13 protein-coding genes are annotated in these 14,475 nt (G+C 64.8%); 3 read left to right on the top strand and 10 right to left on the bottom strand.

Annotated elements, in window-relative coordinates:
- The first annotated feature begins 54 nt into the window (after positions 1-54).
- Positions 55-417 (top strand): ArsR/SmtB family transcription factor, encoded by a 363-nt coding sequence (locus R2APBS1_RS08455; protein WP_015447612.1) that lies wholly within the window; start codon positions 55-57, stop codon positions 415-417.
- Positions 418-427: 10 nt separating this feature from the next.
- Here R2APBS1_RS08455 and R2APBS1_RS08450 read toward each other — a convergent pair whose 3' ends face one another.
- The 3 genes from R2APBS1_RS08450 to R2APBS1_RS08440 are packed head-to-tail and all read right to left on the bottom strand — an operon-like array spanning position 428 to position 1,260.
- Positions 428-652, bottom strand: coding sequence for a GDCCVxC domain-containing (seleno)protein (locus R2APBS1_RS08450; RefSeq protein WP_015447611.1), 225 nt, complete (start codon positions 650-652; stop codon positions 428-430).
- Complete coding sequence (locus tag R2APBS1_RS08445) at positions 642-929, bottom strand: heavy-metal-associated domain-containing protein (protein WP_015447610.1); 288 nt, start codon at positions 927-929, stop codon at positions 642-644. The genes R2APBS1_RS08450 and R2APBS1_RS08445 overlap by 11 nt, the downstream gene beginning before the upstream one ends.
- A 10-nt stretch (positions 930-939) precedes the next feature.
- Positions 940-1,260, bottom strand: a complete 321-nt coding sequence (locus R2APBS1_RS08440; protein WP_235645411.1) for a mercuric transporter MerT family protein — start codon at positions 1,258-1,260, stop codon at positions 940-942.
- A gap of 76 nt (positions 1,261-1,336) precedes the next feature.
- Between R2APBS1_RS08440 and R2APBS1_RS19590 the strand changes: the two genes are divergently transcribed.
- Positions 1,337-1,735 (top strand): MerR family DNA-binding protein, encoded by a 399-nt coding sequence (locus R2APBS1_RS19590; protein WP_015447608.1) that lies wholly within the window; start codon positions 1,337-1,339, stop codon positions 1,733-1,735.
- A gap of 359 nt (positions 1,736-2,094) precedes the next feature.
- On the opposite strand, the gene R2APBS1_RS08430 is transcribed toward R2APBS1_RS19590, so the two are convergent.
- Positions 2,095-4,641 (bottom strand): NAD-dependent epimerase/dehydratase family protein, encoded by a 2,547-nt coding sequence (locus R2APBS1_RS08430; protein WP_015447607.1) that lies wholly within the window; start codon positions 4,639-4,641, stop codon positions 2,095-2,097.
- 280 nt (positions 4,642-4,921) lie between these two features.
- Here R2APBS1_RS08430 and R2APBS1_RS08425 point away from each other — a divergent pair, with 280 nt between their 5' ends.
- Positions 4,922-5,371, top strand: coding sequence for a DUF305 domain-containing protein (locus R2APBS1_RS08425; protein ID WP_235645841.1), 450 nt, complete (start codon positions 4,922-4,924; stop codon positions 5,369-5,371).
- 65 nt (positions 5,372-5,436) lie between these two features.
- Here the strand turns inward: R2APBS1_RS08425 and R2APBS1_RS08420 are convergent, their stop codons facing one another.
- The 6 genes from R2APBS1_RS08420 to R2APBS1_RS08395 form a co-directional block, all read right to left on the bottom strand.
- Positions 5,437-5,790 carry a copper-binding protein gene (locus R2APBS1_RS08420; protein ID WP_015447605.1) on the bottom strand — a complete coding sequence of 118 codons (354 nt, stop codon included), beginning with the start codon at positions 5,788-5,790 and terminating at the stop codon, positions 5,437-5,439.
- Positions 5,791-5,793: 3 nt separating this feature from the next.
- Positions 5,794-8,970 carry an efflux RND transporter permease subunit gene (locus R2APBS1_RS08415; protein ID WP_015447604.1) on the bottom strand — a complete coding sequence of 1,059 codons (3,177 nt, stop codon included), beginning with the start codon at positions 8,968-8,970 and terminating at the stop codon, positions 5,794-5,796.
- Positions 8,967-10,142 carry an efflux RND transporter periplasmic adaptor subunit gene (locus R2APBS1_RS08410; RefSeq protein ID WP_015447603.1) on the bottom strand — a complete coding sequence of 392 codons (1,176 nt, stop codon included), beginning with the start codon at positions 10,140-10,142 and terminating at the stop codon, positions 8,967-8,969. Before R2APBS1_RS08410 ends, R2APBS1_RS08415 begins: the two co-directional genes overlap by 4 nt.
- A 113-nt stretch (positions 10,143-10,255) precedes the next feature.
- Positions 10,256-11,530 (bottom strand): TolC family protein, encoded by a 1,275-nt coding sequence (locus R2APBS1_RS08405; protein WP_015447602.1) that lies wholly within the window; start codon positions 11,528-11,530, stop codon positions 10,256-10,258.
- 82 nt (positions 11,531-11,612) lie between these two features.
- A complete protein-coding gene (locus R2APBS1_RS08400) occupies positions 11,613-12,152 on the bottom strand; it encodes a hypothetical protein (protein ID WP_235645280.1) in 540 nt (179 codons plus the stop codon).
- A complete protein-coding gene (locus R2APBS1_RS08395; protein WP_157769801.1) occupies positions 12,145-14,400 on the bottom strand; it encodes a heavy metal translocating P-type ATPase in 2,256 nt (751 codons plus the stop codon). Before R2APBS1_RS08395 ends, R2APBS1_RS08400 begins: the two co-directional genes overlap by 8 nt.
- Between the last annotated feature and the right edge of the window lie 75 nt (positions 14,401-14,475).

Here is a 14,475-nt window from a genome sequence, read left to right as displayed (position 1 = left end):
CACTACACTGCAAAAGCGGACAATACGCAGCGTTCTGAGACGGCTATTCGCACTATGCAGACCAAACAAGTCCTCACGATCCTTTCCGCGCTCGCTCAGGAGTCGCGGTTGGCGGTCTATCGGCTGTTGATCGAGCACGCGCCGGACGGTCTTGCCGCCAGTGCGATTGCCGAGAAGCTGGGACTGGCCAACGCCACGCTTTCGTTTCATTTGAAAGAGCTGTCGCACGCCGGCCTTGTGACCAGCCAGCAAAGTGGACGTTTCATCTATTACGCCCCCGTGATCGAGGCCATGAACGACCTCATCGGCTACCTCACAGATCATTGCTGCAGTCAGTCCGACGGCAGTTGCCAAGTTGGCGAGACTTCGTGCAAGCCGTCAACGGATAAATTGCGAAGCAAAATCCGAACAGCCTGATGAGTGAAATTCAGCGACCGCTTTCGCAGCACGGCTTCTGCTGCTGGATCGGCGGACACGGCACGCTGCCGTACGAGCAGAACACGCAGCAGTCGCCCGCCTTGGGCCGGAGCAATTCGCCGCACCCCTTGCAGTCGTAGAAGAACTGGCAGGCATCGGTCGGCATGGTCTCGTTGGCCTGGTGGCCGCAATGCGGACAGGTCAACGTGCTCTGCAAGATGGGCTCAACCGCCATGGGCTTTCGCCGTAGCCGGGAAACCGGCATCGGTGACCGTACGCGCCAACACCGGCACCGTGGTGCGATCCGCATCGAAAATCACCGTGACTGTCTCGGCTTTCAGATCGACCTTCGTGCTCGTCACCCCGGGTACGCGACTCAATGCCTTCTCGATCGTTACGTTGCAGGCGGGACAGGTCATGTTCGCGGCATGCAACACCGTTGTGGTGGGCGTCGCCGCATGTGCCAGGCCGAGCCAAAGGGTCGCCACCATTCCAGCTGTCTTGATGCACATCAATCAACTCCTACAGAAACCAGCCCACGACATAGGGAAACAGCAACAAAAGCATGATCAATGCCGTAGCCAGCCATAACCAGCGCCGGCGCCGGCGCAAGACCGGCGGATCAACGCAAACACCTTCCGTACGGCAGCGTGACGAGGGCCCATACAGCGTCCAGAACGCGAGCGCCAGGCAAAGCAAGGTGGCCGCGATGAACCACGGCCGCCAGGGATCGAGTGCGGTGAGATGGGCGATCCACGCGCCGCTGACGCCCAACAACACCAGCACCAGCGGCACCACGCAGCACACCGACGCGCCGATCGCCGCGAGCAACGCAACGATCACGGCGGGCAAGGACGACTTGGCAGGTATCGAGCTCATGCGTGCATACTAACTTCCGTACCCCACTACGGAGTCAAGCATGAATTCTGCTCTCACTATCGGTCGGTTGGCTTTGGCCGCTGACGTGCACGTCGAAACTGTGCGCTACTACCAGCGTGTGGGCCTGTTGCATGAGCCCGAGCGGCCCCTAGGCGGCGTGCGCCGCTATGAACATCATGATCTGGCGCGCCTGCAATTCATCCGCCGCGCCAAGACCATGGGCTTCACGCTGGAGGAGATCGCCGGACTGCTGCAGCTCAAAGGTAAACGGGCCTGTGCGCAGACACGCCGACTGATCGAGCACAAGCTTTTCGATGTGCGCCGCAAGTTGGAGGAACTGCGACGACTGGAGGCGGAACTCGTACAACTCGCCGGTGACTGCGCACAGACACCTCGTGACGGTCACTGTCCGACACTGGATTTCCTTCGGCAGGCATAGTCGCGCGTCTGCTCGCACAGGCACACGTGCATCCACTTACGGGCAGCACCGGCGTGTTCGCCATCACTGGGCCGGCCATCTCGGCCGCGGGGAGAACTGCACCTTGGCGTCGACTTTCACGTCCTTCAGCAACTCGGGCGACGCCACCTTGCATGGTCATGGACGGTCGGCCGGTCGCGGCAATCGCTTCATGCTGCAACGTAAGGGTCCCTTGGTCGCATCCATCGCCCATCTGTTGGGTGGTGATTGAAGTAGCGATCGGTGAGCCGGCTTCCGCATGTGCACGAAGATGACGCTGCGACAGAGCGGCAGCCAGTCGACCATGCCGTGCTTGGGCGGTGCAATGGATACGCGGGTCATCACACGAAGCGATCCCAGCTTCCGTAGTGGTCGTGGCTGCGCGTACCGCGTGGCAAGCTGAGGCCGATCACCAGCAGGCCGACCAGCACACCCAGCCAGGAAGCGAGCATGCTGCTACCGGCAATCCACCACGGCGCAGCGATCAGCCATAAGCCAAAAATGATATTGACGAAGCGCAACGCCCGGGCCACTTCGGCCATCGCAATCACCGCGACGGTGACGATCAACGCGCCCATCAGGTGATCGCTGTCGGCCAGTGGCGGATGTGTTCCCAGGCTCAACCGAGTGAACATCAGCCACAGACCCAGGGCGGCGCTGGCCAGCAAAGTCCACGGCATGCCGACGCCGCGCATGGCTGACCTCGTGGCCGCGGTCAGCGGTGCATCGAAACCGGGATGATGGTCGCAGGCACCATCGGGTTGTGCGCCGCCGCGGAAGAACGTGCGCCAGAACTTGCCGCCGCGCCGATGGTCCTGCACCAGGAACTGCCCGGTCGCGACGAGCTCGTCGAGGCTGTACGGAATCATCACCAGCATCGCCAGTCCGGCCAGCAGGCACAGGCTGCACCAGGTGCCGATGACGATCGGCTGGATGATGATGAAGTAGATGCTCACCACGCCTAGCGGCACCACCACGATGCCGAACATCGCCACCATCCACGGCATCGTGCGCCAACGCCGGCGGTCGCCCATCACGCCCATCAGGATCTCGGCCATGTAGCTGACCGCGCCCAGGCCGCCGTCGGCGATCGGCCACGCCTTGGACACCGTCGAGGTGATGATCGTTTCGGTGCCGTTGAGACCATGGCTGCCAGAGAAGAACGGCTCGATTGCCGTCGGAATGTGGCCCAGCTGGTACGCCGCCAGATGGCGCGAAATCAGCAGGCCCACCACGGCCAGCGCCACTATCGGCAGACGCTGCAGGTAGGTGGACGGACAATAGGTCCAGCCTGGCGGCAGGTCGGAGTTGTCCATCATGCCGGCCATGCTCATGCCTGGCATCATCGGCACCAGGATTGCGAACGCGATCACCAGTGCGCCGACCAGCGTGTCGTTGGCGTAAGCCGCCGCGCTGGTCGCCCAGAACACCAGCGGCGCGAGCAGCAGCCACGCGCCGGTCACCGCATTCGCCCATTGCGCCCAGGCAAATCGCGGCGACAACGACAGCGCGCCGAACAGCATCACCAGCAAGCCGCTGACCACGTCGCTGTAACCCAACATCGCGCTGCGCAGTGCCGGATCGGGCAAGCCGCGCGCGGCGGTGACGCGCATGACCGCATCGCTGAAGCCGGTGCTCTCGAAACTGCCGAACACGAAGGGCGAGAACGCCAGCCACGCGCCCAGCATCATCGCCACATAGTGCACCCACAGCATGTCGAAATGCATCGCGCGCATGTCCTCGACATGCTTGCGCATCATCGCGGCATGCTGCGCCATGTCGTCGTTGGTTGGCGGCGGCGCGGGCGGCGCGGGCTTCACCGCGAGCGTGGCGACCCGTGCGGCGTCCAGCTTGTTGCTGCGATACCAGCCGACAGGATCGGCTTTGAGCTTCGCGACGATACTCGGCAACGCATCGCGTAGTGCATGGCCCGGTCGCCAATCGAGCCAGTGCCGGGCGCGCGCCGTGTCGATCTCGTAATGGTCGTCGGCGCTATCGATCATCCAGTCGCGCACGAAGGTGTGCTCGTCCAGCACGTCGTTCTGCAACCAGGCGCCAGCCTTGGCCACCGGCTTGGGAATCTGGCGCGTCACCCAGTCCTCGCCGTGAAGCAGCCGGCCCAGGGTTTGCTGCATGTCGCCGGTGCCGATCGCCTCGGGTTCGGCCAGCAGCAGGGTCAGCTGGCCGGGCAGCTCCGCGCGACGCAACACGATCGCCAGCAGCGCGGCCACCAGATCGGCCAGGTGCAGGAACGGCTGTCCGGTTTCGAGCGCACCGGGATAGACGTGGCCGACTAGCTGCCGCTCGTAGATGCGCGCGATCTGCTGGGCGAGAAACGCCGAATGGCCGCCGTCGTCGTACACGCCGCCCGGGCGCACGATCACCACGGGCATGCCGTCGTGCTGTTCGCGGATCAACTGCTCGGTGCGGATCTTCGATTCGCGATACGGCAGCGGCTGCAGATCCAGCGGCGAGTCTTCATTAATTGGGTGCCCCGGTTGCGTGGGCGCATGCACCAGCATCGTGCTGAGAAACACGAACTGCTCGACCTCGAACGCCTGCAACGCGTGCAACAAGCGCGCGGTTCCCTGCACCGTGATCGCTTCGTATCGCGGATCGGGCTTGCCGGTCAGGTCGAAATAGGCGGCCAGATGGATGACCGAGGCAATGCGCGCGCCGTGCGCATGCCGCACGCGCTGGAGCGCGGTCGCCACGCTCTCATCCGAGGTCAGGTCGACGCACACGCATTCGGCATCGATAGGAGGATGCGGCGAGGTTTCGCGATCGAGCCCGACCAGATCGAAGTGCTCAGCGAAGGCACGCACTACCGCCGAGCCGATGTAGCCGCTGCTGCCGGTCACGATGACCATGGGTTTGGATGTTTCCATGACGTTGTCCTCGACCGTTTCCGACCCTCCGACGTACGTGACCGCCGCGCCGATCCTTCATCTTTTCGCATGGCGTGTCGAGTTCGCGTGTGTGCTGCTGTGCATTCAGTATCCGAGCGTCAGGTGCAGTCGTTTCGATCGCCGCCCGAGCGCGGGCGGGCTGCGCGGAAGCGCGAGACGGCGCGTCGGCATAGCCGTTCCACTCGGTCACGAACTTCCGACAGGCTATCGCCTACCTTGTTGCCGTTTCCTACGGAGATCCCCGATGAAGAATTCCTACGTGCGCTTCCTCGCCATGATTGCCACCGCCACGGTGGTCATGTTCGGCGTGATGTACCTCAACACTTACCGGCTGGATCACGTGTTCTGGAGCCAGACCCGCGCCTGGATGGCGCTGGTGATGGGCGCGACCATGGCGGTGATCATGCTTGGCTTCATGCTGCACATGTACGGCAGCCGCACGATGAACCTCGCCATCGTTGGCGGCGCCGTGGTGGTGTTTGCCGCGGCGCTCTATCTCGTGCGCAGCCAGGCCACCGTGGGCGATGTTTCCTACATGAAAGCGATGATTCCGCATCACTCGATCGCCATTCTCACCAGCGAACGCGCCCACATTTCGGATCCGCGTGTGCGCAAGCTCGCCGATGAAATTATCACGTCGCAAAAGCGCGAGATCGGCGAGATGAAGGGACTGATCAAGGATCTGGAATCGAAGCAGGCGCAGCCCTAAGAACCCGTTTGGCGGCCGTCACTGTGACGGCCGCTGGCTTATGGCGACAGATGCACGCGATCCGCTTACGGTTGCGCCGGCGCGATCGCCGTGACCGTGCTCGCGATGCCGGCCGGATGCAAGCTGAAACGCACTTTGTCGCCGACCTTGACGCCCTTGAGCAGATCCGGTGACGCCAGCTTGAAGGTCATCGTCATGGCCGGCCAGCCGATCGCGGCAATCGCCTCATGCTGCAGCGTGATGGTGCCCTTGGCGGTGTCGACCGCCTTGACCACGCCCACGCCCTGCACATCGGCAGGTGTGGCTTCGTGCATCCCGGCCATGCCCGGCATGTTGGGATCCATCTGCTGAGGGTTGGCAAACGCCGGAGCGGTGAACAGCGCAGCGGTAATTGCGAGGGTGATGCATGGCTTTTTCATGGGTCAGTTTCCTTGTGGGTTGGGATGAAGTGTGGCGTTTGCCTTGCTGGCTTTACGCAGCCGATGACGAACCAGCAGGCGGTACGCCGCGGGTATGACAAGCATGGATAGCAAGGGCGCAGTGACCATGCCGCCGATCATCGGGGCGGCGATACGTTGCATCACTTCCGAGCCAGCACCATGGCCGAGCAGGATCGGAAACAGACCGGCGAGAATGACCGCCACGGTCATCGCCTTCGGGCGCACGCGCTGCACGGCACCTTCGCGAATGGCTTCATCCAGTGCGTTGAGACCGGCCTGCGGATCGCGCACGAGCTGCCGGTCCCAGGCTTGGCGCAGATACAGCAGCATCACCACCCCGAACTCGGCGGCGACACCGGCCAGCGCGATGAAGCCGATGATCGTGGCGACCGATACCGCATGACCGAGCAGCCAGATCAGCCACAGCCCACCGACCAGGGCCAGCGGCACGCTGGCCATGATCAGTGCCGCTTCGCTCATGCGTCGGAACACGGCGTAAATCAGAAGGAAGATGATCACCAGCGCAATCGGCACTACCACCTTGAGTCTTTCCATGGCACTGGCTAGGTATTCGAACTGACCGGACCACGCCACGGTCGTACCCGGCGGCAAGGTGACCTGCTGCGCCACTGCGCGTTGCAGGTTGGCCACCACCGTGCCCAAATCGCTGCCGGCCGTATCGACGTAGACATACGTGGCCAACTGGCCGCCCTCGCTTTTCAGCATGGACGGTCCTGCAACCACGGCAATATCGGCCACCTGACTCAGCGCGAGTTGGGCGCCGTTGGCGGCGACGATCGGTAGCCGTCGCAAGGCCTCGACCGAGTCACGCTCAGCGCGCGGATAGCGCACCACGATGGGATAGCGTTCGCGCCCTTCGACGGTCTGACCGATCGGGTCGCCGCCGACCACGGTCGCAATCAGTTGCTGCACGCGCTCCTGGGTCAGCCCGTAACGTGCGGCGGCATCACGGCGGATGGCCACATCGACGTAGCGGCCACTGGTTGGACGCTCGGCAATCGCCGAACTGACACCGGGTACGGTCTTCGCCACCGTCTCGATCCGATCGGCCACGGTCTGCAGCGCGGCCAGATCGGTGCCCAGCACCTTGATGCCGATCGGGCTCTTGATGCCGGTGGAGAGCATGTCGATGCGATTGCGGATCGGCGGCACGAACAAGTTCGTCAGTCCCGGCACGTGCACGGCCTTGTCCAGCTCCGCCTTGATCTTGTCCATGGTCATGCCCGGCCGCCACTGGTCCTTCGGCTTGAAGGTGATCGTGGTCTCGAACATCTCCAGCGGCGCCGGATCGGTGGCCGTGTCGGCGCGCCCCGCCTTGCCGAACACATGATCGACCTCGGGCACGGTCTTGATCATGCGATCGGTCAATTGCAGCAACTGCGAGGCCTTGCCGGCGGACAGTCCCGGCAATGCGGTGGGCATGTACAACAACGTGCCTTCGTCCATCGCGGGCATGAACTCGCTGCCGAGCCTGGTCATCGGAATGATCGCGGTGAGCAGCAACACACCGGCCAGCACCAGGGTCGCTTTCGGATGGCGCAGCACGGCTTCGAGGAGGGGCCGATAGCCGCGGATCAATCCGCGGTTGAGCGGATTGTCGCGCTCGGCACGGATGCGCCCGCGGATCAGATAGCCCATCAGCACCGGCACCAGCGTCACCGCCAGCCCGGCCGCCGCCGCCATCGCGTAGGTCTTGGTGAAAGCCAGCGGCTTGAACAGTTTGCCTTCCTGGCCCTGCAGCGCAAACACCGGCACGAACGACAGCGCGATGATCAACAGGCTCACAAACAGTGCGGGCCCCACCTCGGCGGCGGCATCGGCGATCAACGACCATCGCTGCGCGCCTTGCGGTTCACGTCCGTCGTTCGCACTACGCCAATGTTCCAGATGCTTGTGCGTGTTCTCGATCATCACGATCGCCGCGTCGACCATCGCGCCGATCGCGATCGCGATGCCGCCCAGCGACATCAGATTCGCCGATACCCCTTGCAGATTCATCACGATAAACGCGGTCAGCACGCCCAGCGGCAAGGTGATCACCGCAACCAGCGCCGAGCGCAGATGGCCGAGAAACAGCACACAGACCAGCGCCACGATCAGGAACTCTTCCAGCAACTTGCCCCACAGGTTCTCCACCGCGGCGTCGATCAGCCGCGAGCGGTCATAGGTAGGCACGATCTCGACGCCGGCCGGCAGACTGCGCTGCAGTTCCGCCAATCGCGATTTCACGGCGGCGATGGTGGCCTTGGCGTTCTTGCCCGTGCGCATCACGATGATGCCGCCGACCACTTCGCCCTGGCCATCCAGCTCGGCGAGGCCGCGGCGGAACGTCGGACCCCGCCGCACCGTCGCCACATCGTGCAATAGCACCGGTACGCCGCCGGCGTTGGTCGTGATGGGGACGTTTTCGAAGTCCGTGCGGCTCTTCAGGTAGCCTTCGCTGCGCACCATCAGTTCCGCTTCGCCCTGTTCGATCACCGAGCCGCCGTTGGCACCGTTCGCGCTGCGCACCGCATCGACCAGCTGCGCCACCGTGATCCCGCGCGCCGCCAGCGCTTGCGGATCGGGCACGATCTGCCACGCGCGCTCCATGCCACCCAGGGTGGCCACCTCGGCGACATTCGGCACGGTCTTGAGCTGATAGCGCAGAAACCAATCCTGCAGCGCGCGTAGCTGGCCGAGGTCGTGCTGGCCGGTGCGGTCGATCAGGGCGTATTCGTAGATCCAGCCCAGTCCCGTGGCATCGGGGCCGAGGGCGGGCGTAACGCCCGCCGGCAGGCGATCGCGTGCCTGGCTCAGGTACTCCAGTACCCGTGAGCGCGCCCAGTACAGGTCGGTGCTGTCATCGAACAGCACGTCGACGTAGGAGTCACCGAAAAACGAAAACGCACGTACGGTCGTCGCGCCCGGCACCGACAGCATGGTGGTGGCCAGCGGATAGGTGACTTGATCCTCGACTACCTGCGGCGACTGCCCCGGATAGCTGGTGCGAATAATCACCTGGGTGTCGGACAGATCGGGCAATGCGTCGATCGAGGTGTGCAACGCGGAAAACACGCCGACCGCTGCCAGGGCCAGCGCGGCCAGCAATACGAACACGCGATGCGCGATGGCAGCACGGATCAGGGCGGCGATCATGGTTTGCCTCCCATCGGCATGCCCGGCATTGGCGCACTCGCCGCCGGTGCCGGAGGCGCCGAGGCGTCATTCAGGCGTTCCAGCGCACCGGACAGGCTTGCCTCCGAATCGATCAGGAACTGGCCGGAGACCACTACCTTCTCGCCACCGCTGAGGCCATCGAGAATTTCCGTATAGCCGCCGGCTGCGCGTCCCGTACGCACCGACACGGCACGGAAGTGGCCATCCCCCTCGGCGAGAATGACGCGTGTGTGGGTCCCCGTCGCGATCAGCGCGTCGTCCGGCACCACCGGCACCGCCGCGTCGGGAGTCGGGTCGAGTTGCACGGTGGCGAACATGCCCGGACTCAAGGCCTCGCCGGGATTGGCGAGTACGACGCGGGCGCGCTGGGTGCGCGTCATGGCATCGACGTCCGGCAACAAGGTTTCGACGATGCCGTGGAACGATCGACCTGGGAGTGCATCGACCGTGACGGTGACGGGCGTGCCGCTGTGCACTGCACCTGCCGCCGCCTGCGGCAGGGCGGCCTCGATCCACACGGTGGACAGGCCGTTCACGGTCATCAGGGTCTGGCCCGCACTGACGCGCTGACCTTCACGCACATCCAGTGTCGTGACGACGCCCGCCTGCGGGGCGTGCAGCGTGATCGCGGCCCCCGAACCATGACGAGCCGCCCGGATATCCTCGGGGGTCAGGCCCAACACCTGCAGGCGTTCCCGCGAAGCCGCGCGAAGGCCTTTTGCGTCGGCCGAGTGCGCCTGTTGAAGCGCAGCATATTCGGCCAGTGCGCTGCTCCATTGCGGCGCCAACAACTCCGCCAGCGGTTCGCCGGCTTTGACCGCGGTGTAGGGTGCGCGCACGTCCAGCTTGCTCACCACCGCATCGGTGCGTGCGCTGATGGTGGTGGCTTGGCGCAGATCCCAGGTGATGGTGCCCGGCACCCGGATCGCCGATGCCAGCACACGACGCTCGACCGAAGCGGTGCGCACACCCAAATTCTGCACCGTCGCCGGGTCGATCCTGACGACATCCTTGGCCACGCCTTCGTCGGCATACTTGGGCACCATCTGCATGCCCATCGGCGACAGGCCCGGCTTGTCGAAATGCTGCTGCGGCACCATCGTGTCGTACCAGTACAGGATTTTTTTGTCGCCGCCGTGGGCAGCAGGCATAGCGGACCCTGTCTGAGCGGACGACGCTGGCGGATGCCGACGACCGCCGAAGTACCCCACCAAAAGCAAAAGGGCTGCCAGCAAAACACTGGCTAGGATTATCGGTGCACGCTTCATGGCGTCGTCTCCGAGGTAGGCAACAGATAAGCCAGCGAGGCCCATAACCGGGCGCGGGCGGCAAGCGCATCGGCATAATTCAGACGCAACTCAATCTCGGCGCGACGGGCATCCAGCCACGGCTGCAACGAGCCGCCGCCGCGATAGCCGGCCAGCGCGGTTTGCGCGCGGTCACGCGCCAGCAGCAGCAGGGTGTCCTGATAGCGCTGGACTTGCTGATTCCATCCCTGCCACGTCGCTACGGCGCGTGTGACTGCCTCGCGCTGGGCGCGCCGCGCGTCCTCGTGATCGGCCTGCACCGCATCCCATTGCGCCTGCCGGGCGCTGATGCCGCGGTCCTGCCGGTTGCGCGTGAACAGCGGCAGGCTGACGCCCACCTCCAGCATCACCATGTCCGACAGGCCCGGGGCGCGCCGACCATAGCTGGCAGTCACGCTCCAGTCCGGGTGCTTGGCCGCACGCGCCTGCTCGAGCGCCGCCTGCGCAACTTGCTCGCGTGCCTGCCACGCCTGCATCGGCGCCTGTTGGTCGATGCGCTGCTCCAAGTGATCTGCGGTGACCGGCAGTCGACCAAAATCCGGGGCCTCGGCCAGATCGAAAACGCCCGGACCAAGCCAGCGCTGCAGGCCGGCTTGGGCGGCGACGAGATCCGCGCCAATCGCTTCCAGACGGTTATCCAGCGTGGCAGCCTCGGCTCGGACGGCCAGCACATCCGTCGCGTTGCCTTCGCCGCCGCGCAAGCGTGCCTGCGCTATCCGCACAGCCAACCCCGCCTCATCATGCAAGGCAGCCAGCAATGATCGCTGCTGCTCGGTCACCCATACGTCGATCCAGGCATCGGCGATGCGCTCGCGCACACTCTGCACGGTGGCCACGCGATCGGCCTGGGCCGCATCGATCCGGGCGCTGGCCAAGGCGCGCTCCGCGCGACGCGCCGTGCGTGATGGGATAGCCTGCATCACGCCGACGGTGCGCGCCGTCATCCCCTCCGAACGCAAGCTGAAAGCGCCCGGGCTGGTGACGGGAAAATTGGAAAGCCCGAACGTCAGGGTGGGATCCGGCAACTGCCCGGCCCGCGCGGCTTCCTCGCGGGCTGCCACCGTGTCGGCGGTACGCGCATCGAGTTGCGGCGCCCGCGCCAGGCCGTGCTGCACGGCCGCTTCCAGCGTCAGCGGCGGTTCGGCGGCCTGCGCCGCCGCAGCCACGGCCCCACACAGGAGCGTGGCCAAGCCCGCCACCATCAGGTGCCGAGCGAAATGAATGGACAACATGGATGAATACTCCGTCGATCTGCGGTTTGCGGCGCGCCACGCAGACGCGACGCCACGTACGTCAATGCCTCGACGTGTCAGATCAGATCAGGAGTGAGCAGAACAACAATATGGGCGGAGGTGGTGGCGCGCGCAAATGCCCGATCCGTTGGAGCGCGCGATTCGATGGCAGCGTAACGGCCGCGACCGATATCAGCATCGGCGGCATGGCCGGCAATGGGCTCAGCGGCACCGACGCCGTGTGCGCCTCAACCTGCGTGGCGTGCTCGGGCACGCAATGTTTCTGGCACAACGGGCTGGCGGGGGTATCCTGATGCTGCACACAGCCGTCGTCCATGCCCGGCATCGAGTTTACCAACGCGGTCGCCGTCGCCGCTTCGGGCACAGTCGGACAGATATAAGCAGCCAGTGCCGTCTGCTGCCAAAGCATCAGCAGCGTCACCAGCCAGAACAGGCGGCGACGTGTGGTGCGATGCATGCGGAAAGGACGGGCCATGGACACCACTTTATCTCGGATAATATCAAGGTTTCCTTGACTTGAATCAACTACGGATTGTCCGTCGACCGGCGAAGGCATTGCGCCGGGTTCGCTCCGCTCGCCGGCGTTGGTCATTTCAGCCATGCCGCTTTCGGCCCAGCCGCAATGCGTTGGCAACCACCGACACGGAGCTCAAACTCATCGCCAAAGCGGCGATCATGGGGCTGAGCAGCAGGCCAGTCAGGGGGTAGAGCACGCCGGCCGCGACCGGTACACCCAATGCGTTGTAGAGAAATGCGAAGCCCAGGTTTTGCTTCATGTTGGCGACGGTGTCGTTGGAAATCGACCGTGCCCGCACGATGCCACGCAAATCGCCTTTCACCAGTGTCACCTGCGCGCTCGACATCGCCACATCGGTACCGGTGCCCATCGCGATGCCGACATCGGCGCCGGCAAGCGCGGGTGCGTCGTTGATCCCGTCGCCCGCCATCGCGACCCGATGGCCCTTGGCTTGCAGCTGCTGCACGAGGTCGATCTTGTCCTTTGGGCGAACCTCGCCATGGACTTCGTCGATGCCCAAGGTGCGTGCAACCGCATGGGCCGTGGTGGCGCCGTCGCCGGTGGCCATCACGATTTTCAGGCCTGCATCGTGCAGCGATGCAATGGCATCAGCGGTGGTCGCCTTGATCGGGTCGGCGACCGCGAGCAGGCCAGCCAGGACACCATCGACCGCCAAATACATCACGCTGGCACCGGCTCTGCGCAGCTTCTCGGCCGGAACGGAAAGAACGGTGGCATCGACTCCGACCTCGTCCATCAGCGCGGTGTTGCCGATCGCCAGCGTGGCGCCTCCCACCTTGCCGCGCACCCCGATGCCGGTGGACGACTCGAAGCTCTCCGGCGTCTCCAGTGCCAGGCCACGATGGCGGGCTTCCGCGACGATCGCGTCGGCCAGCGGGTGCTCGCTGCCCTGGTCGAGGCTGGCCGCAAGGCGCAGCACCTCATGCTCAGTGAACCCTTTGGCCGCGAGTGCGGTATGGAATGCCGGACGTCCCTCGGTCAGGGTTCCGGTCTTGTCCACGATCAGGGTATCGATCTTGCGCAGGTTCTCGATCGCCTCGGCATCGCGGAACAACACGCCTTCCCCGGCGGCACGGCCGGTCGCCACCATGATCGACATCGGTGTGGCCAGTCCCAGCGCGCAGGGACAGGCGATGATCAAGACCGAGATCGCGTTGAGCACCGCGAACGTCCACGACGGTTCCGGTCCAAACAGCCCCCACACGACAAAGGTGGCGACGGCAATCGCCAGGACCGCCAGCACGAACCAGAAAGCCACCTTGTCAGCCATGCGCTGCATCGGTGCGCGTGAGCGTTGCGCCTGGGCGACCAGTTGCACGATTTGCGACAGCACCGTCGCCGAACCGACCTTCTCCGCCCGGATCACCAGGCTGCCAGTGCCGTTGAGGGTCGCGCCGATCACGCTGGAGCCGATGGACTTCTCGACCGGGACGGGTTCGCCGGTCAGCATCGACTCGTCGACAAGGGAGCGTCCCTCGATCACTTCGCCGTCCACCGGCACCTTTTCGCCCGGGCGTACCCGCAGGCGATCGCCGACGTGAACGTTGCCGAGTTCGACATCCTCCTCGCCGCCGTCGTCGCGCAGGCGGCGCGCAGTCTTTGGCGCCAGCCCCAGCAGGGCTTTCAGGGCAGTCGAGGTCTTGGAGCGGGCACGCAGTTCGAGCAACTGCCCAAGCAGAGTCAGCGAAACGATCACCGCGGCGGCTTCGAAATAGACACCCACGCGGCCATGTTCGTGAAACGACTCCGGGAACACGTCCGGTGCGAGGGTGGCAACGATGCTGTAGCCGAACGCCGCGCCAACGCCGATGCCGATCAGGGTCCACATGTTGGGGCTCAGGTTGCGGACCGACTGCACGCAGCGAACGAAGAACGGCCAGCCTGCCCACAACACGACTGGCATGGTCAGTACCAGTTCGATCCAGGTTCGGGTGTTCACCGGCAACCGGGGTAAGTAATGGCCGAACATCGCCAGCACGAGCACCACCAGCGTCGCCGGCAAGGTCCACCAGAAGCGACGGCTGAAATCACGCAGTTCGGGTTGGTCCTCGTCGTCCAGCCCCGGCATTTCCGGCTCCAGCGCCATGCCGCAAATGGGGCAAATGCCGGGATCTTCCTGGCGTACCTGCGGATGCATGGGGCAGATGTACATCGTTCCCGCCGGTGCCTCCGCGGAGGCGTCATCGGGCTGCCCGGACAGATATTTGGCCGGATCAGCCACGAAGCGCTCCCGGCAGCGCGCCGAACAAAAGTGGCGCGTTACTCCTTGATACTCGGCGTGGTAAGCCGTTTGATTCGGATCGACTCGCATGCCGCAGACCGGATCAAGCGCGGTTGTCGCCGAGCCGGGATGGGCGCCGTGTCCGTGTTTGTTGGCGCCCGTGTG

Origin of the sequence: Rhodanobacter denitrificans (assembly GCF_000230695.2) — a bacterium.
Lineage (GTDB): Bacteria > Pseudomonadota > Gammaproteobacteria > Xanthomonadales > Rhodanobacteraceae > Rhodanobacter > Rhodanobacter denitrificans.
This window is presented reverse-complemented; position numbering and strand designations above follow the sequence as displayed.